General features: G+C 53.5%; 15 protein-coding genes. 10 read left to right on the plus strand and 5 right to left on the minus strand.

The genetic code is table 11. The annotated features are described in order from the left end of the window. Nucleotides 1-33: 33 nt before the first annotated feature. Nucleotides 34-948 (minus strand): LysR family transcriptional regulator, encoded by a 915-nt coding sequence (locus ACS0RQ_RS13670; protein ID WP_271851551.1) that lies wholly within the window; start codon nt 946-948, stop codon nt 34-36. A 120-nt stretch (nt 949-1,068) separates the two neighbouring features. On the opposite strand from ACS0RQ_RS13670, the gene ACS0RQ_RS13675 reads away from it, so the two are divergent. After that, nucleotides 1,069-2,484 (plus strand): MFS transporter, encoded by a 1,416-nt coding sequence (locus ACS0RQ_RS13675; protein ID WP_271851552.1) that lies wholly within the window; start codon nt 1,069-1,071, stop codon nt 2,482-2,484. Nucleotides 2,485-2,535: 51 nt separating this feature from the next. On the opposite strand, the gene ACS0RQ_RS13680 is transcribed toward ACS0RQ_RS13675, so the two are convergent. Next, the gene (locus ACS0RQ_RS13680; RefSeq protein WP_271851553.1) at nt 2,536-3,273 is read right to left on the minus strand and encodes a GNAT family N-acetyltransferase; all 738 of its coding nucleotides are present in this window, start codon (nt 3,271-3,273) and stop codon (nt 2,536-2,538) included. 152 nt (nt 3,274-3,425) lie between these two features. Here ACS0RQ_RS13680 and ACS0RQ_RS13685 point away from each other — a divergent pair, with 152 nt between their 5' ends. Further along, on the plus strand, nt 3,426-4,685 hold the full coding sequence (locus ACS0RQ_RS13685; protein WP_271851554.1) for a lipase family protein: 1,260 nt from the start codon (nt 3,426-3,428) through the stop codon (nt 4,683-4,685). A gap of 83 nt (nt 4,686-4,768) precedes the next feature. After that, nucleotides 4,769-5,194: a GNAT family N-acetyltransferase gene (locus tag ACS0RQ_RS13690; RefSeq protein WP_071194184.1), complete on the plus strand. Its 426-nt coding sequence runs from the start codon at nt 4,769-4,771 to the stop codon at nt 5,192-5,194. A gap of 3 nt (nt 5,195-5,197) precedes the next feature. Here ACS0RQ_RS13690 and ACS0RQ_RS13695 read toward each other — a convergent pair whose 3' ends face one another. Together ACS0RQ_RS13695 and ACS0RQ_RS13700 are read right to left on the minus strand one after the other, a co-directional pair. Beyond that, entirely contained in the window at nt 5,198-6,757 is a 1,560-nt protein-coding gene (locus ACS0RQ_RS13695) for a sensor domain-containing diguanylate cyclase (protein WP_103245617.1), read from the minus strand. Nucleotides 6,758-7,037: 280 nt separating this feature from the next. After that, nucleotides 7,038-8,255 carry a diguanylate phosphodiesterase gene (locus ACS0RQ_RS13700; protein WP_039079043.1) on the minus strand — a complete coding sequence of 406 codons (1,218 nt, stop codon included), beginning with the start codon at nt 8,253-8,255 and terminating at the stop codon, nt 7,038-7,040. 605 nt (nt 8,256-8,860) lie between these two features. On the opposite strand from ACS0RQ_RS13700, the gene ACS0RQ_RS13705 reads away from it, so the two are divergent. From ACS0RQ_RS13705 to ACS0RQ_RS13720, 4 genes are all read left to right on the plus strand, one after another. Next, the gene (locus tag ACS0RQ_RS13705) at nt 8,861-10,405 is read left to right on the plus strand and encodes a methyl-accepting chemotaxis protein (RefSeq protein ID WP_271851556.1); all 1,545 of its coding nucleotides are present in this window, start codon (nt 8,861-8,863) and stop codon (nt 10,403-10,405) included. Between the two features lie 84 nt (nt 10,406-10,489). Continuing rightward, nucleotides 10,490-11,539, plus strand: a complete 1,050-nt coding sequence (locus ACS0RQ_RS13710; protein ID WP_271851557.1) for a mannuronate-specific alginate lyase — start codon at nt 10,490-10,492, stop codon at nt 11,537-11,539. A 167-nt stretch (nt 11,540-11,706) separates the two neighbouring features. Beyond that, a complete protein-coding gene (gene sra, locus ACS0RQ_RS13715) occupies nt 11,707-11,841 on the plus strand; it encodes a stationary-phase-induced ribosome-associated protein (RefSeq protein WP_039079045.1) in 135 nt (44 codons plus the stop codon). Nucleotides 11,842-12,017: 176 nt separating this feature from the next. Next, the gene (locus ACS0RQ_RS13720; protein ID WP_039079046.1) at nt 12,018-13,715 is read left to right on the plus strand and encodes an NAD-dependent malic enzyme; all 1,698 of its coding nucleotides are present in this window, start codon (nt 12,018-12,020) and stop codon (nt 13,713-13,715) included. A 111-nt stretch (nt 13,716-13,826) separates the two neighbouring features. On the opposite strand, the gene ACS0RQ_RS13725 is transcribed toward ACS0RQ_RS13720, so the two are convergent. After that, the gene (locus ACS0RQ_RS13725) at nt 13,827-15,233 is read right to left on the minus strand and encodes a glutamine synthetase family protein (protein ID WP_271851559.1); all 1,407 of its coding nucleotides are present in this window, start codon (nt 15,231-15,233) and stop codon (nt 13,827-13,829) included. 376 nt (nt 15,234-15,609) lie between these two features. On the opposite strand from ACS0RQ_RS13725, the gene ACS0RQ_RS13730 reads away from it, so the two are divergent. The 3 genes from ACS0RQ_RS13730 (at nt 15,610) to tnpA (ending at nt 18,591) form a co-directional block, all read left to right on the plus strand. Continuing rightward, a complete protein-coding gene (locus ACS0RQ_RS13730) occupies nt 15,610-17,325 on the plus strand; it encodes an ABC-F family ATP-binding cassette domain-containing protein (protein WP_271851560.1) in 1,716 nt (571 codons plus the stop codon). A gap of 183 nt (nt 17,326-17,508) precedes the next feature. After that, nucleotides 17,509-17,946, plus strand: a complete 438-nt coding sequence (locus ACS0RQ_RS13735) for a VOC family protein (RefSeq protein WP_271851561.1) — start codon at nt 17,509-17,511, stop codon at nt 17,944-17,946. A gap of 186 nt (nt 17,947-18,132) precedes the next feature. Further along, complete coding sequence (gene tnpA / locus ACS0RQ_RS13740; RefSeq protein ID WP_038918153.1) at nt 18,133-18,591, plus strand: IS200/IS605 family transposase; 459 nt, start codon at nt 18,133-18,135, stop codon at nt 18,589-18,591. Nucleotides 18,592-18,618 lie beyond the last annotated feature (27 nt).

Here is an 18,618-nt window from a genome sequence, read left to right on the forward strand (position 1 = left end):
CGATAGTACGCCTGTTTTGCCCTGCAAGACAGTTCAGTTTTCCGGTAGCAGGCGTTGGCATACGTCACGTACAAACGTCCGTAACCAACGGTGCGCCGGATCGCCTTCTGTACGGGGGTGCCACAGTAGCGATACGGTGATCCCGCGTGTTTTCACCGGCAGTTCGAAAACCGACAGATCGGCGACCGCCGACCGATTAATGAGAAACGAAGCCGGAACCAGCGCCACCAAATCCGTCGCCCGGGCCACAGCCAGCGCAGCGGGAAAACCGGGAACGATGGCTGCCACTTTGCGCGAAAGGCCAACCTCTGCCAGTGCGTCATCCACCGGGCCGGAAAGTGTTCCCCGGCGCGAGGCCACGACATGCTTCCATTCACTGTATTGTGACGTTGTCACTTCTTTAGCCTGTACCAGCGGATGCCCTTTTCGCACCACGCCGACGAACCTGTCGCGAAACAGCGCCTGGACGCGGATCTCCGGCCCCATCTCACCAAGTACGCCTATCTCAAGATCCACCAGCCCTTCACGTAAAGGGTGCGGCGTTTTCTCCGGCTTTGCGGCAAAACGCAGAGTGATACCCGGTGCAATGACCGCGGCTTCGGCAACCAGTGCCGGGCCGAACACTTCCACAAAGCCGTCGTTGGCACGCAGGGTAAAAAGCTGTTCATGGGTGCTGATGTTCAGCTCGGTCTGTGCCGGGTGCAGTAACGCGCGGGTTTCGAAAACCGCGTTTTGCGTACGCGCGCGGATCCCTTCGGCATAGGGCGTTAATACCATGTTGCGCCCCGCCCGCACCAGTAAGGGATCGCCGGTGGTCTCCCGCAGACGACCAAGCGTGCGGCTCATCGCCGAGGCACTCAGCCCCAGATGACGTGCCGCACCCGCAACGCTTTTTTCAGCAAGCAGGACATCCAGTGCAAACAGAAGATTCAGATCGGGTTCGGTCATCATATGTCCTGTATTGAGATAAGGCGTTTGGTGCAGGTTATAAGTGCAAATGCTGCGTCTTCCGCCCTGTATATCCAGTCATTATAGTGAGCTCTCGCATCTATTTCGCAGAGGTTTTTTATGCATTTGTTCTCTGACCAGCCGGGTGATGAAGGACTGCCGGGACACGAACGCCGTCTGGCGATGGTGGCGGTAATGACCAGCACCACGATGGCTGTTTTTGACGGCTCGATGGTCAATATCGCCCTGCCACAAATTGCCCGTATGCTTGATGTTTCCTCCGGCGATGCGGTGTGGGTTGCCAATGGCTATCTGTTATCCGCCGCCATGACACTGGCCATTTTCGCCGCACTGGCTCCCCGGACGGGCTTTCGTGCCCTCTTTGCCGCCGGGATAAGCCTCTTTACGCTGGCATCTCTGGGCTGTGCGCTGTCGACCTCACTGGAGATGCTGGTGGCGATGCGACTGTTGCAGGGAATTGGCGGTGCCGCGACATTAAGTATTGCGCCTGCTATTTTGCGCTCCATTTTCCCTGGCCGTTTACTGGGTCGGATCCTGGGGATCCACGCCCTGCTCATCGCCGCCAATACGGCCATCGCCCCGGTGATCGGCGGTGCCTTACTCTCCTCCCTCGGCTGGCAATGGTTGTTCGCGATAAATCTCCCTTTTGGTGTCATCGCCCTGTTACTGACGCTGCGCGTGGTGCCTGTCCATCGCGGTATCATTCGCGGGCGCTTTGATGTTGCCGGCGCCCTCTTTTCAGCCATCATGCTGGGCGCCGTGATCATGGCCTCAAACGCCTTCTCGCGGCCCGGTGAAGCCGGGGGCTCGCTATTAACCCCGGCGATCTACGGCCTGGTTGCCGTTGTCTCGGGTATCGCTTTTGTTTACCGTCAGCGCCGGGCGGCACAACCTTTACTGCCACTGACGCTTTTTGCCTCTGCCCGCTTCTCTCTGGCCGCCTTAACCTCGCTTGCGTCGTTTGTCAGCCAGGGAATGACCTTCGTTGCGCTGCCGTTTCTGTTTCAGAGCGTTTATGGCTACAGCGCGTTTACCTCTGCGCTGCTTTTTACCGCCTGGCCCGTCGGGATTGTGCTGGTTGCTCCCCACGCCGGACGGCTGGCCGATCGCTATGCCCCGGCCGTTATCTCCACTGTCGGATTATGCCTCTTTGGCGTCGGGCTCCTGTTGTTAGCGCTGTTGCCGGAAAACGCGCCGGTGTGGGATATCAGCCTGCGTGGTCTGGTATGTGGGATAGGGTTTGGTTGTTTTCAAAGCCCCAATAACCGGGAGATGCTGGCCAGCGCCTCCCGGGAACACAGCAGCTATGCGTCGGGTATTCTGGCTATCATGCGCACGTTTGGTCAGTGTCTGGGGGCGGCTTTTATTGGCGTTATTTTGTCAGTTTACGCACCATCAGGCACGCTGGCCCAGGAGGCGTTCGCGGTCCGTCTGGGGTTGTGGCTGGCGGCGGGCGCGACGCTGCTGGCGATCATGGTGAGCGTCAGTCGTTTAAAAACCCGGCCCGCAATGTAAGTCAGACCTGAAATGCCGTTCGCAGAAGAGGCTGAACGGCATTTTTGATGCTCAGTCTGTTGCGTTATTACACTGCTCAGGTCTCTGAATAAAACTCTGCAGCGCACGTTTTTGCTTCCCTTTGCTATCGAAATTCTTCCGGTTAAGCCAGGCTTCGAGCGCTGCACGCAGCGGAGGCCATTCACTGTCGATAATGGATAGCCAGTCGGTATCGCGATTGCGCTGCTTGCGGGTCATCACCTGGCGAAAACGGCCTTCAAACGTGAACCCGATGCGCTCAGCGGCGCGTCGTGAAGCGATATTCGTTGAGTCGCAGCGCCATGCCACCCGGCGATAACCCAGCGCGAAGGCCTGGCTCAGCAATAAATAGAGCGCTTCTGTACCCATCACGTTGCGTTGCATCAGCGGGGACCAGGTCACATGGCCGATTTCAATGGCCCCGTTAACGGTATCAATCGCACTCCAGCACACCACGCCGCAGGCACGATTATCGGTGCAGTTGATGACGGCATATGGCACCAGGCTGTCATCCGCAATTTTGTGAGCGATCCAGGCAGCCATCTCTTCGCGCGTCTGTGGTTTATTTGCGCCCAGCCATGTCCAGTCACGGTCATCTTCTGCCAGCGAAAAAGCCTGGAAAAGCGCATCGCAATGGTTTGAGTCGAGGGGCGCTAACTGGCAGTAGTGGCCGGGAAGCGCGACGCGTGCAGGTTTGGCAACGGGTTGCCAGTCTGGCAGCGCAAAACCGACCTGCTGCCCGTACTGGTTGATTTGCGTGGTGTTCGTCATCAGTGACATCCTTGATTAAGCGACAGATTTTTACCCTATCTTTCATCTTTTTATCGCGGCGTGCATTAACGATTACGGCATACTGTTAATAATGGCGCAATATCGCTCAATGATTATGTCGCCCTTCTGATGCCGGGTCTGGAGAACATCACGTGAGATATTATCCCCTTTTGCGACTTGCGCTTGTGTTAAGCATACTGGTGCCAGTGGTTAGCCTTGCCGCTTTACCCGTCGGGCCGCAGGTCGGCGACCAGGATTTATCCCCGTTTTACCGCTGGAATGGTGCGCTCCCCGATAAACCCGGCGTTATGCTGCGTGAAGAGCCCATGAAACACCAGCCGGAGATCGCTGCGGCACAATCACGGCGCATCCTCTATACCTCCCGCGACGTGCGCTGGGATGCCGGTATTGTCCCCGTGAGCGGGACGCTCTATTTTCCGCAAGGCAGAGCGCCATCAGGCGGCTGGCCGCTGGTTGCCTGGGCACACGGCACATTGGGTGTCGCTGACACCTGCGCCCCCTCCTGGACAGGGCATGCACCGCGCGACGCGAGTTACATCAATAAATGGTTGCAACAGGGGTTTGCCGTCGTCGCAACGGATTATCAGGGGCTTGGCGGGCCGGGGCCGCACCCTTATCTGATTTGGCAAGCCGAAGGACGCTCAGTGCTTGATAGCGTCCGCGCGGCGTTGCAGGCCCACCCGCAGCAGCTCGCTAATCGCCTTGTGATAACCGGGCAATCACAAGGCTCGGGGGCCTCACTGGGTGCAAGCTATATTGCCCCGGGCTACGCGCCGGAACTCAAACTACTGGCGACCATTGCCACCGGTCTGGTGGCGACATTCCCTGACGGCCCCGTTGCGGCGGGTGATGGGCGAATTCATGGCACACCACCCCGCCTGGAAATGTTACGCCTGATCGGAGGTTCGCTGGCGGATGATGCGCCAGCGCCTGAATCGCTGGTGACAGACAACGGGGCAAAGCTGCTGGCACGGGCCAGGGTTTCCTGCATGCCTGAACTCGGGCATGTTCAACGCCGTCTGCATCTGAATGCCAACAATGCGTTTATTGGCGGCAGCGAGCGTATCACCTCTGTGTTAAAACCCGTCACGGATATGCCATCAGCACGCTTTCCCGCACCGCTGTTTCTGGCGACCGGTCTGGCGGATCGCACGCTGTCGCCCTATCACCAGTATGCCGCCGTGGCGGCACTGTGCGCGGCAGGTAACCCGCTTGAATGGAAAACCTATCAGGGCATCACCCATAACGGCATTGTGAATACCGCGTTTGCAGATGAACTCACCTTTGTTCAGGCGGTGCTGGCGGGTAAACCGCGACCGGACAGTTGTGGGACGTTGGTTGTACCAGGCAAGGCCCAGCCCGCACTAAAGGATATCTTGTATAACAACTGATTTTTTAAGCGCCGCCGTTTCTCAGAGAATGGCGGCGCTCTACAATACGGCCCCAACTGGTAACACCATAAAAAGGATGCCTTATGTTTTTACGCGTAACGACGGAAGTCACTGAGCAAGAACAAAACGAGTTACTGGACGGTTTACGGGAGTTTAATCGTCCCTTTCTCCGCAATCGTGAATGGGGACCTGTTGGCGTCTTTTGTCGTGATGTAAACGGTAAAATGACCGGCGGATTGATTGGCACGTGTAAAAGCGAATGGCTGTGTATCAGCTATTTATGGGTTAGCGAAACCCTGCGCGGTAGCGGGCTGGGTACAGAACTGATAAAGGCCGCAGAGAAAGAGGCGGTAAAACAGGGTTGCCAGCAATCACTGGTGGATACGTTCAGCTTTCAGGCATTAGCGTTTTACCAAAAGCAGGGTTATGTACTGCAGATGACGCTGGATGACTTTCCGGAAAAAGGCATCCAGCGCCATTACCTCACCAAGACGCTGGCCAGCCTGTAATCTTTAGAGGGCCTCCGGGTTGGCAAGCGCCCGGTCCCTGCCCTGAATTTTTGCCATATACAGCGCCTTATCAGCCCCCTCTTTCAGGCGATTCGCGTCATCTTCATTACCGCTGCCGATCAGGGAAAAACAGCCCGCACTGATGGTGACGACTTTGTTTGTAGCCCCCGATTCGACGTGCGGAATTCTTGCGCTGCGCACCGCCGTCACCGCCTGACGAGCAACAAACAGCGCGGCTTCTGGCCCGGTATCCGGCAGAATGATCGCAAACTCTTCGCCCCCGTATCGGGCAATCAAATCGGAATTACGCAGTTTGAGCTTCTGGATGACTTCGCCCACCGCGCGCAGGCAGTTATCGCCCGCCACATGGCCATAGAAGTCGTTATAGCGTTTAAAAAAGTCGATATCGAGCATCACCAGTGAAACCGGCTTTTTACTCAATGAAGAGGCTTTCAGGCTTTGACTCAAAAACAGATCGAACTGACGGCGGTTGGCAAGCCCGGTTAAACCATCGGCCAGCGCCATCAGTTGCAACGTGTGGTTGATGCTGGTCAGCTCATCACGCAGTTCCGCCAGTTCGGTCTGATTACGCACATTCATTCGCACCTGGCGAAAAACGATAATTCCCATGAGTAAGGTGCCGAGCAGCAACATGGCATTAAGCACCAGGTCCGGCAAACTGTCCTTCAGCCAGCGTGACCAGAGTGCCGGTTTGTCATAACCGGCGGCCACGACCAGCGGATAACGTTCAAGGCGCGCAAAGCCATAGATGCGCTCGACGTGATCCAGCGCCGAAACCCAGGTTGCATTACCGCGATCTTTTTTCGCCAGTTCACGGGTGAAGAGCGGGCTCGCTGAAAGGTTGCGGTTAATGACATCATCCGGGAAAGGACGGACATACAGCGCCGTACCGTCAGTGATCATTAAGGCCAGCAGATCCCGGTTTTCCAGTTCGAAATAGCTGTAAAAGTGACGGAAGTAATCTACCCGGATGGTGGCGAGCACTACGCCGGCAAAACCGCCTGCGGAATCGCTGATGCGCATGGATACGGGAATCACCAGATCGCCTGTTGAACGGCTCGAAATTACCCGTCCGATATGAATGTTGTTATGCCCGTTACGCTGATGATAGTTAAAATATTCGCGGTCGCTGCTGTTGGTGACCATCGGGAGCCGGCCAAGCGCCGTGGCTTTCATATTTCCCTGCGCATCATAGATGAACAATCCGTGCAGTTGCGGCAAGCGCTCTTTCAGCTCAGCTAACAGCACATCGAAGCGACCGGCATCTAATGTCGAAATACTGTCTGCCGGTATGGTCCGGCGAATATCACGCAGCGCCAGCTCTGTTTGTAAAACGGTATCTTCTGCCTGACGCGCCTGGGAAACGGACAAGTTGATAGCATTACGTTCCATATCCTCGACGGCACGATTCCAGGAGCGGGTCAGCGTCCAGCTACTGGTCATCACCCCCGCCAGTAATAATGCGGTCATGAAAAAAGTGATGCTACGTCCAAGGGAGGAATCCAGAGCCAGTGCGCCTGAAATATGTTTATTGATGTTCATTTTTTCCCCGTGCTTCACATCCCGTTCTTTAAGTTAAGCATGAAAATACGATGATTTATAAGCAAAATCATGTTGCGATAAGGATGAACTGAGATGTCTCGCGCTATCATCAGCGAGTGAAGTGTCTTCTTATAATGAAATAAAACCTGTTAGATGACGTTATTAAAAGGATATATCCGGCGCTGCTTCGCGTTGGCTATTCAGCCATTAAGATGACACTGGCGACATAAAAACGAGAATGACCTGATCGTATTCTCCCGTCTCTTTATGTCGCCCCCGCTTAACGTTTTATGCGTTGCGGCCAGTTAATAGATGAGACACCGTTGAGTATCGGGCGGGCAAACAGGAAACCCTGAAAACGCTCAATCCCGGCGGCTTCCAGCCAGCACCACTCTTCCACTTTCTCCACGCCTTCGGCCACTACGGTAATTTGCATCTCAGCACAGCAATCGATAATCGCTTTGACGATAGCCTGCTTCGGGCCGTGCATATGGATATCGGTGACGATGCTGCGGTCAATCTTGAGTTTGTCCGGCTGAAACTTGGCAAGCAGAGACAATCCTGCAAACCCGGAACCAAAATCGTCGATCGCCAGGCCAATTCCCGCCGCACGTAACTGACGAATAGCGGAGGTAAATTCGTCATAGCTGGAAATCATCTCATCCTCTGTCACCTCAACAATGACCTGCTCAGGATCGAGTTGATTGCGTTTAATGTGATCCAACAAAATGTTCACGGCGCCGGGTATCTTTACCAGTGACATCGGCAACAAGTTGATGGCCACCTTGTGATTTCCAATCCCCAGACGGCGCGCCATCGCCAGTGCCCAGCCTTTTGACGCCAGGTCCGCCTCGTGCAATTTATGTTCGGGAATGGTTGAAAAATAGTCCTGCGGGCTTCCACCATCCGGCCCACGGATTAACGCTTCGAGTGAGGATATATTGCCGCGCGCGGGGTCAACAATGGGCTGAAACGCAAACTGACAGGGTTGATTATGTAGTATGGGAACGTTCGCCAGCTCAAATGGCGGAAGTGTGGTATTCAATCGCCAGCGTTCAGCGGGGTAATTTAAAACGTGTTTTGACGGAAGCGGTGACGCGACAAAATTGCGAATAAATTTATAGACGCGATCATTGCGCGCAAGGTGGTATTTTAATCTGCCAAATTTAATCACCATGCGCAGTACTGCGCTCGGTCTGGTATTTCTCAGGTCAAACAGTACCAGCCCCTGGTCAAGGAAGCGGCGATGTGGCGCAAAATCACGCATCAGCTCTACGACGTGTGCATGACGAACATCTTTGTTGATACGTTCAAAAACCGCGTTGACTGCAGAGATGGGGCCTTCCAGTACCTGTAAAAACTGTCTGCCATCAAACAGCAACACACCCGTCACCTGCAGTGCCGTATTCCGTAGGCTTGCCTGCTGTACAAGCCCAGCCAGTTGCGAAGGATCCAACGCATAATTAAGCCGGCTACGATAGATCAAAGTCGCTAACACTGAGTACTTCCCTCAAAAAAATATCCACACAAAAACTGCATGAATAGACGCAATGGTAATAGTGTAACAAGGAAGCTCAAATTCCGTTCACTGATTAAAGCCTTTTCTGTGCCTGTTATCGTGGACTAGCCCACCCACCTTGAGAAACTGCCTAACCTACAGATAAACATTTTAACCGCTCACCAGCAGACTTTTAGCTACACTTTAGTATGTACTATATATCCACCAGAAGATTTTGATCTGATAATGACAAAAATATTACAGTTTTGCGAATATATTAGTCTGCTATGTTAATGTTTCTATTTTTGATCGCTTATTTTCTATGCTTTCCTGTATTTCCCGCCTTTAATTTGCATTAAGTCTTGTTTTTCATCCTGGTGAAAAACATCATGACATTTTTCTTTTGCAAAATCATAACAATATTTAAATAAATTACCGTAAGCATGGCTTAAAAAATATTTATCGCAGCTACTTTCAGTTGTATGGCTGTTCGTGGAAAATGTGCAGGTAATAACAAAAAAACTCTCTGTCGGGTTAATAAAAAAAACACCTTCACCGACAGAAAAAATCCTGTTTATTGTACGCAGTTCATTGTGGGGTTATTTATGAAGCGTAACACTCCTGTTACACAGAGAGAGTATTTGCTTAACGAAGGTACGACATTGCTTTCGACAACGAATACGCATAGCCATATAACTTATGCAAACACAGCATTTATAGACGCCAGCGGATTTACTGAGGACCAACTTGTCGGTGAACCTCACAATCTTATTCGTCACCCGGATATGCCCCCCGCCGCGTTTGGCGATCTGTGGTTTACCATTCAGCAAGGCGATAGCTGGACCGGCATGGTGAAAAACCGCCGTCAGAATGGCGACCATTATTGGGTTCGTGCAAACGTCACTCCTGTTTATCAACAAGGGCAACTTACTGGTTATATTTCAGTGCGTAATATTCCAGCGCGCGAGGAAATTACCGCCAGTGAAAAACTTTACCAGTTAGTCAATGATAATAAATTAGGCGGACATCGTTTTTATAAAGGCCTGGTAGTACGACGTGGCCTGCTCTCTTTTTTATCCATTTTCCAGCGCATGAGTGTAACGCGGCGGGCTAACTTTGGCCTTTTTATCGCTGCCGCATTATTCGTGGCGATGCAATTTGCCCCCTTTAATCTGGTGGAAAAAGTCGGTACGACAATCGGAATAATGGCCCTGTTGTCGGTTTATTTACAGGCGCAAATTTGTCGTCCGTTGAAAGTTATCCTCTCCCAGATGCAAAAAGTGGTCTCCGGGCGTAAAGCCGATTATCGCCATTTTAATCGCGTGGATGAAATTGGTTTACTGATGCGCCTGGTCAATCAGTCAGGTCTTAACCTCAATTCACTGGTCGGTGATGTCTCCGCGCAGATCAATGGCATTCGTGACATTAGCCTGCGCATTACCGAAGAAGGCGAGTCCCTGCAAAAACGCACAGAAGAAACCTCTGCGGACCTGCACCAGACTGCCGCGGCTGTTGAGGAGATTGCCAGCGCGGTAAGGCAGACCGCTGAAACCGCCGCTGAGGCGATGACCCGCGCAGATGAAACCAGCGTCAGTGCGACAAACAGCGGCGCTATCATGAAGAAAACAATCTCGATGATGCAGGCCGTTTCCCAGGATAACAGCAAAATCGTCGATATCATCGGCGTGATTGACAGCATCGCCTTCCAGACGAATATTCTGGCGCTGAACGCCGCGGTAGAAGCGGCGCGAGCAGGCGAAGCAGGGCGTGGTTTTGCGGTCGTTGCGGCGGAAGTTCGCAACCTGGCGCAGCACTCGGCCTCGGCAGCGCGGGAGATTCAGGCACTTATCGAACAGAACGTGGCAAATGTCAAAAACGGCGTTGAGATGGTGGAGAACACCGAAACCCACCTGACGGCGATGATTGATAACGTCATGACGATGTCGACGATGATCAAAGAGATTGGCACCGCAACGCATGAACAGACGCAGGCCCTGGAGCTGATCAATAAATCCGTTTCCCGCGTCGGGGTGATGACGCACAACAACACCAGCATGGTGGAAAACGTGACCATTGCGGCAGAAAATCTCTCTGAGCGCGCAGCGCGTCTGCATCGCGCCGTGCATGTGTTCGGGAGTAGCGAAGGCTAATTATTTCATGACCATGCTATAGTCAGTGTCTCACTATGCTGACGCGCAAGGTTACCCATGTTCGCTTTGGTCAGAAGGTTGTGTTTGGTTATTGCCGCCGTCACGGCGACATCTGCCGGGGCCAGTCTGCAACCCCCGGCAGGTTACCAGCAACCACCGCAACACCATGCTGCTTCCCGTTTTACCTGCCCTTCCTTTCCGCCCCCCTTTACCGGGGCATTAGATTTCACCAGTAAATATGAGGGATCGGACAGCGCTCGCGCCACGCTGAATCCACAAGCCGACCAGGCATTCCATGAGCAGACAAAGGCGATCACTGAACTGGAAAAAGTGGTCAGCCAGGTCGTGACGGGATTCGCCCGCGATGGCAACCCGGCGCGGGCAGATTGCGTGGTCAATGGCCTGGAGACCTGGGCTCGTGCCGGCGCATTAACCGCTGTTGCCAAAAACCACACCGGGAAATCGATGCGAAAATGGGCACTGGCAACGCTCTCATCCTCCTGGCTGCAGTTGAAATTCTCCCCTGCGCATCCGTTAGACCGACAGCAGCAAAAAGCAGCCGACGTTGAACACTGGCTCAGTCATCTGGCCGATTTGACCGTGGCGGACTGGCGTGACCTGCCATTAAAACGCGTTAACAACCACAGCTACTGGGCGGCCTGGGCGATTATGGCGACGGCGGTTGTCACCGACCGACGCGATCTCTTTGATCAGTCACTGGCAATGTACCGCACCGCCGCAAACCAGGTGGATAGCGAGGGTTTCTTACCCAATGAACTGCGCCGCAAGCAGCGCGCCTTTTCCTATCACAACTATGCCATTCAGCCGCTGGTGATGATTGCCCTGTTCGCGCGCAGTAATGGTGTTGAGGTGACGGCGGAAAATGATAACGCGTTGCAGCGACTGGCCCGGCGCATTTTGTCCGGGTTCGACAATCCGGATGTGTTCACCCGTAAGACCGGTATCCCCCAGGACAGCGCTTTTACTCAGCAGGCCTCCAGTATTGCCTGGCTTGAGGGCTGGTGTGCGCTGCAAACCTGCGATGCCCGGACAAAGCAGCGAATTGCCGCCCTGCGCCCGCTGCACAGCACCCGGTTGGGCGGCGATCTGAGCTGGCTTTTTGTCGCCCATTAACCGCAGCAGGACTGTTCCGAAAGCGGGCATCGGTCATTGCACTCGCTGGCGGATTAGGGGACCATCACTTTTGCGGCAACCGTGTTGTCGCACTGCATCAGGTTATATTTCGCCCGGTCATCGCGCCGGGCTTGTCCTTGAAACATCAACTGGATTAAGGAGTAAGCATGAAATCGAACCGTCAGGCACGTCATATTATGGGGCTGGATTACAAAGTCTCTAATATCAGGAAAGTGGTGAATAAGGACGATCAGGAAGTGACCGTGACGCACCGTTCTGGTCGTCATCGTCGCGTTGAATAACGTACATCTCCCCTTTCATGCCGCCCCGCCTGGGGTGGCATTACACCTCGTAAAATTCATCTCCCAAATCGCGTGAACAAGAAGTATTTACCATATGTATGCTTTATACTGGCGCGCGCCGCTGTACCCGCGCGAACAGGCATTCGCGCCGGAATCGTCGACTTAGGAGCTGTAAAATGCATACGAAGCATAATAAAAACCGATCGCTGTATATTCCCTATGCCGGGCCTGTATTACTTGAGTTCCCGCTACTCAATAAAGGCAGCGCATTTAGTGTAGAAGAGAGAAGCCACTTCAACCTGCTGGGGCTGTTGCCAGCCGTGGTGGAAACCATTGAAGAACAGGCTGAACGCGCCTGGTTACAGTACCAGGGCTTTAAGACGGATATCGACAAGCACATTTACCTGCGAAATATCCAGGACACCAACGAAACCCTCTTTTATCGTCTGGTCGAGAACCATCTCGATGAGATGATGCCGGTCATTTATACCCCGACCGTAGGCTGGGCGTGTGAACGTTTCTCGGAAATCTACCGTCGCGCGCGCGGTGTGTTTATCTCCTTGCAAGACCGCGGCAGTATGGATGACATACTGCAAAATGTGCCGAACCATAACATCAAAGTGATTGTGGTCACTGACGGTGAACGTATTCTCGGTCTGGGTGACCAGGGGATCGGCGGTATGGGCATTCCTATTGGTAAACTCTCCCTTTATACCTCTTGTGGTGGTATCAGTCCGGCCTACACCCTGCCCGTGGTCCTTGATGTCGGTACCAACAATCAACAATTGCTTAACGACCCGCTGTATATGGGCTCGCGCCATCCGCGTATTACCGGCGATGAGTACACCGCGTTTGTTGATGAATTTATCCAGGCGGTGAAACATCGCTGGCCGAATGTGCTGCTGCAATTCGAAGATTTTGCCCAGAAAAACGCGATGCCATTGCTTAATCGCTACCGCAATGAAATCTGCTGCTTCAATGATGATATTCAGGGAACCGCCGCCGTGACGGTCGGTACGCTGATCGCTGCCAGCCGCGCGGCGGGTAGCCAGCTCAGCAACCAGAAGATTGTCTTCCTCGGCGCGGGCTCTGCCGGGTGCGGTATTGCCGAGCAGATTATTGCTCAGACCCAGCGTGAAGGGTTAAGCGAAGCCGATGCCCGTCAGAAAGTCTACATGGTGGATCGCTTTGGCCTGCTCACCGACCAGATGCCGAACCTGCTTCCGTTCCAGAACAAGCTGGTACAAAAGCGCGAAAATCTGCAGAACTGGGATGCGCAGACCGATGCGCTGTCGCTGCTCGACGTAGTGCGTAACGTTAAGCCGGATATTCTGATTGGCGTTTCCGGCCAGCCGGGGCTGTTTACGGAAGAGATCATCCGTGAAATGCACAAGCATTGCCCGCGTCCGATCGTCATGCCGTTGTCAAACCCGACCTCGCGCGTTGAGGCGACACCGCAGGACATTATCAGTTGGACGAACGGTATGGCGCTGGTCGCCACAGGTAGCCCATTCACGCCGGTAACCTGGAACGAGAAAACCTGGCCTATTGCACAGTGCAACAACTCCTATATCTTCCCGGGTATCGGTCTGGGTGTGATTGCCTCCGGCGCATCGCGCATTACCGACGATATGCTGATGTCCGCCAGTGAGACACTGGCGAAATACTCTCCTCTGGTCATTAACGGTGAAGGATTGGTCTTACCGGAGCTGAAAGATATCCATATCGTTTCCCGCGCAATTGCCTTCGCGGTGGCAAAAGTCGCCCAACAAGAAGGTGTTGCTGTGAAAACGTCCGAAGAGGCGCTGTTGCAGGCGATTGACGATAACTTCTGGTTGCCGGAATATCGCAACTATCGTCGAACCTCTATCTGATGACTCACCCGGCAGCGCGATGTTGCCGGGTTTCTTTCCTCTTATCCGCCGCTATTTTGTCTTTTCCGGTCACGCCTCTTCACTACCACCTGTTCACAAGAATGCACTGCGTCATGACGGGAAATGCGTTTCTTCGGCCGTCACAATGCCTTCAAAAGCGCTTAACTCCATCAATCGGCTATGGAACCAGTAACGGGAAAATTCAGCGCCCAGCGCTGCGTTGAGATAGTCGCATTGGGCGAAGAGAGTGAGGGCATCCTGTTGAAAAAGTGGTAGCACTGGCGCGTTATTGAGAATATCCGGCAGCTCGGTATCGTTAACCTGTTCCAGACCATACAGCATACCGATCAGTACTGTCGCCATAACCAGATAGGGATTAGCATCGGCACCGGCCAGTCGATATTCAATACGCCTGGCCGCATGACCTGAACACGGTATCCGCAGTGCGGCGGAGCGCTTGTTAAAGCCCCAGGCATTGAAGATCGGTGTATCAATCCCCTTACGTAAGCGCCTGAATCCATTCACGCCCGGAGCCATGATGGCCATTGATGCCGGCATAAGCCGGAGCAATCCGGCCAGGCACAGGCGGGTCATCTCATTGAGTTCACCCTCATCGGAAGCAAAGATATTCTCGCCATGGACATTGTTAAGGCTGATATGAAAATGCAAGCCATTACCCGCGAGTGCAGAGAAGGGTTTTGCCATGAAATTTGCCTGCAAACCCAACTTTTCCGCTACGGCAGAGGTTAATTTGCGAAGTGCCAGAACGTTTTCGCACAGCGCGACCACATCGCGGGAGTGGTGCAAATTCAGTTCAAACTGCCCGGGCTCTGCCTCACAGACAATACCCGATAACGGCAAGTTTTGTGCGGCGGCCATCGCTTCCAGTTCTTCAACAAAAGCCGTCTTTGCGGCCGACAGTGACAAATGAAAACAGCCGGCTTCCTGCTGATGTTGTTGGTGCGGATCGATGAGATAAAATTCAATTTCCGGCGCGATAACCGGGAATAAACCGTGGTAATGAAATTTCGCGAGGACGTTTTCGAGAATAGCGCGCGGATCGTACTCAAAGCCGCCGCCTTCTTGATTGCGCATCATCAGTAATAATTGTGCATGATGACTGGGATCCTGAGCGCAGGGACGCAATGTTCCGGGGACGGGCATACAGAGATTATCGGGCTCATCTTCTGCATTATCATTTTCTCCCCGGCTGATGACATGGCCTTTTTTGTCCATGGTATAAACAGACTGCGGGAAATAACATCCTTGTGCCAGTGCGTCTAATGCAGCGATGGCAATGCGTTTTCCACGGAATATACCGTGCGTGTCGGTCAAATAAATATCAACGTGGCGGGTATCCGGGTAACGCGCCAGATAGTGGTGAACTTCTTTCGCAAAATCACTTTCGAGCCTCTTCTTTGATACATCCATGAGGGCAACAACCGCAGAGGATGTTGCCGTAAACGGGAAAAGAGAGCGCATATTTTTGAGTGAGGTAAAGTTCATCAGTGAGTTCATGGGTTTCTTTCATTAAGGCCTTGCGGCGATGAAAGCAGCATAAAATAAGCGGCATAAAGAGCCTGTAAAAAGGGAATTTACCGGCATAAAAAAACTGTAAATGCCCATGACGCCGATGCTGGCATCCTCGGTAAAACCTCGCTACACTGCTGCTACCCATTAACCGGATAAATAAAAGGAGGATAATTATGTCGTACTGTGAACGTTTTCTCGTTTCACATGCCTTTGGTGATCGCACCAGCTCAAGCGTTATCGGTATCGTGCTGCGATAACTTCGGCTTGAGCGAAGCTAACTAACACCCTTCCTCGGGCTTACCGGGTTATCGTCAGCGATGTTTGACGAGGCATGCCTATGCCTGTAACTCTTGAGTAAGCAATGAGCACATTACTGTCTGCACAATCATTACGTGTTGAAACGGCATTTGGTCCGTTATTTTCTGATATCTCCTTTACCCTGAAACAAGGCGACCGGCTTGGTCTCATTGGCGACAACGGCTGCGGCAAAAGTACGCTATTGAAAGTTCTTGATGGCACCCTTTTGCCCTCTGCGGGCAGCGTTTCAGTGGCGAATCACTGCCTGATGGCGCGCGTTGAGCAACATCTGCCCGACACGCTGCTGGATCTCACCCTGCTTGACGCCGTGCTGGCCCGACTTGCGCCGGGCGAACGTGACGTTCAGCGCTGGCGTGCGCAAGCGCTGTTAGCCGGAATGGGACTCAGTGAAGATGAGATAGCCCTACCTGCGGCAACCCTCAGTGGCGGGCAACATACCCGGCTATTGTTGGCCCGCGCGTTAATCACCGATCCTGATTTATTGCTCTTGGATGAGCCCAGTAACCATCTCGATCTGCCAACCATGCTCTGGCTGGAGCGATTCCTGCAGCGCTGGTCTGGTAGCTTTGTGCTGGTTTCTCACGACCGGGCGCTACTGGATGCCGTGACCAATGGCACCTGGATCCTTCGCGATAACCGGCTGCATTACTTCGCTCTTCCCTGCTCTGCCGCGCGTCAGGCGCTGCAGGAGCGGGATGCCAGCGATGCATTGCGCCACAAAGCAGAGCAAAAAGAGATCGACCGGGTTACCAGCAGCGCCAAACGGCTGGCGACCTGGGGGCGTGTTTACGACAATGAAGATCTGTCGCGCAAAGCAAAGCAAATGGAAAAGCAGGTAGAACGCCTGAAAGAGAGCCAGACGCAACTGACGGCAGGAAGTCTGTGGCGTTTAACCCTCCAGGGCGAACCGCTGATTGCCGACCGTTTGCTGGAGATGGAACATCTCCCCGTCATCGCCGCGCCGGGTTTACCAGCGCTCTTTTCCGTGCCGCTGGCGCGCGTGAAAACCGGCGACCGAATTGCCATTATCGGGCAAAACGGCTGTGGGAAGTCCTCCCTGCTTCGGCTTATCTGGCGTCAACTGACCGGTGATATCGCGGCTCCTGGGATGGCGGTTCATCCACGTCTGCATGCCGGGTACTATGATCAGACGTTGGAGCAACTGCCCGATGACGCGACGCTTCTGGACGCGCTGGAGCCGTTCGCGCCGTCGGCGGAATTGCGCAAAATGACGTTGATCAGCGCCGGGTTTGCCTGGGCTCGTCACGGACAAAAAGTGGCAACGCTCAGCGGCGGCGAGCGCTCCCGGCTGCTGTTTGTTGGCCTGTCGCTGGCACGCTACAACCTGCTGATGCTCGATGAACCGACTAACCATCTGGATATGAGCGGTAAAGAGGCACTGATGCAAACGCTGCAACAGTACTCAGGCGGTGTACTGCTGGTCAGCCACGATCGTGAGCTGATTGGCCAGAGCTGTAACCGCTTCTGGCTGGTTGAACAGGGGCAGTTTAGCGAATGGCACGACGTCGAGGTGGTGTATGACCGTCTGCGCCAGGAACAACAGGAAGACGAGACGCCGGTGACAGCAAAAGCGACATCAACGGAGCTGGTTGATGAAAGCGATGCGCTACTGGAGCAGTTAATTGCGCTGGAAACCCGCCTTGAGCAGGATCTGGCGCGTAAATCGGCGCATCAAAAACCGTTGCTACAGGCGCAGTGGCGAGAGGAGATAGCCAGAATCAACCGGTTACTGATGTAAGACACCTACCTAAACAGGCGCTTTTGCGCCTGTTTTTTCTCATGGCGAGAGAGGCGTTATCTGTTGTAAAAAGCAATGTAAGCGCTAAAAATGGCCCCGCATAACCGCATATTTTTTTGCATGCCGTTATACGTGCGCTGTCTTATTGATATTTTTCCGCATACCGACTGAGGTGAAACAGATATGGATATTTCGACCCGTGGCCTGGATGTGTTGTTTATTGCAGGTTTTGGCCCAGTCCCACGCAACGTGGGCGACAGTAAAGCACTTTACCAGGAGGCGTTAGGTCTTCCCATTAAGCCCATGGAGGGCAATGAAGATTACCTGTTAGCCGAACATGGCGCGCTTGACGGCGCAAAACATTTTGCACTCTGGCCGTTGTATCAGGCGGCACAGTCCTGCTTTGGCACAGAAGCATGGCCTGCCGATATTCCCGCGCCGCAAAGCTGGATTGAGTTCGAAGTCGCCGATCTTGACAGCGCAACCCGTGTGCTGCGCGAAAAAGGCTACGCCCTGCTCGTGGATAACCGCCTTGAGCCCTGGGGACAAAGCATCACCCGCTTTCTCAGCCCGGAAGGCATACTGGTGGGCTTAAGCATTACGCCGTGGCTGCGCGATTAATTGTTGATGTGACGAAAAACGCTCCCTTGAGAGCGTTTTTTTTGTCTATAGAAAACCCCCAGCTAGGCTGGGGGTTCCGGAAAGCTTTCAGCTTTAAGCCAGTTATTAAAACCCCTTTTGATTTGTTAAAACAGCTTGCGGTCTGGCAACTGCAAAAGTTCAACAAGAAATCAAAAGGGGGTCCCGATGGGGGACGAAAAGAGCTTAGCGCACACCCGATGGAACTGTAAATATCACATAGTTTTTGCGCCGAAATACCGAAGACAGGCGTTCTACGGAGAGAAACGTCTGGCGATAGGCAGCATTTTAAGAAAGCTGTGTGAGTGGAAAAACGTACGGATCCTGGAAGCTGAATGCTGTGCAGATCATATCCATATGCTTGTGGAAATCCCGCCCAAAATGAGCGTATCCGGCTTTATGGGATATCTGAAAGGGAAAAGCAGTCTGATGCTTTATGAGCAGTTTGGAGATCTGAAATTCAAATACAGGAACAGGGAGTTCTGGTGTCGGGGATACTACGTGGATACGGTAGGGAAGAACACAGCGAAGATACAGGAATACATAAAGCACCAGCTTGAAGAGGATAAAATGGGTGAGCAGTTGTCGATCCCTTATCCGGGCAGCCCGTTTACGGGCCGTAAGTAAGGAAGTTTGATGCAAATGTCAGATCGT

Origin of the sequence: Phytobacter diazotrophicus, from assembly GCF_052061655.1 — a bacterium.
Classification (GTDB): Bacteria; Pseudomonadota; Gammaproteobacteria; order Enterobacterales; family Enterobacteriaceae; genus Phytobacter; species Phytobacter diazotrophicus.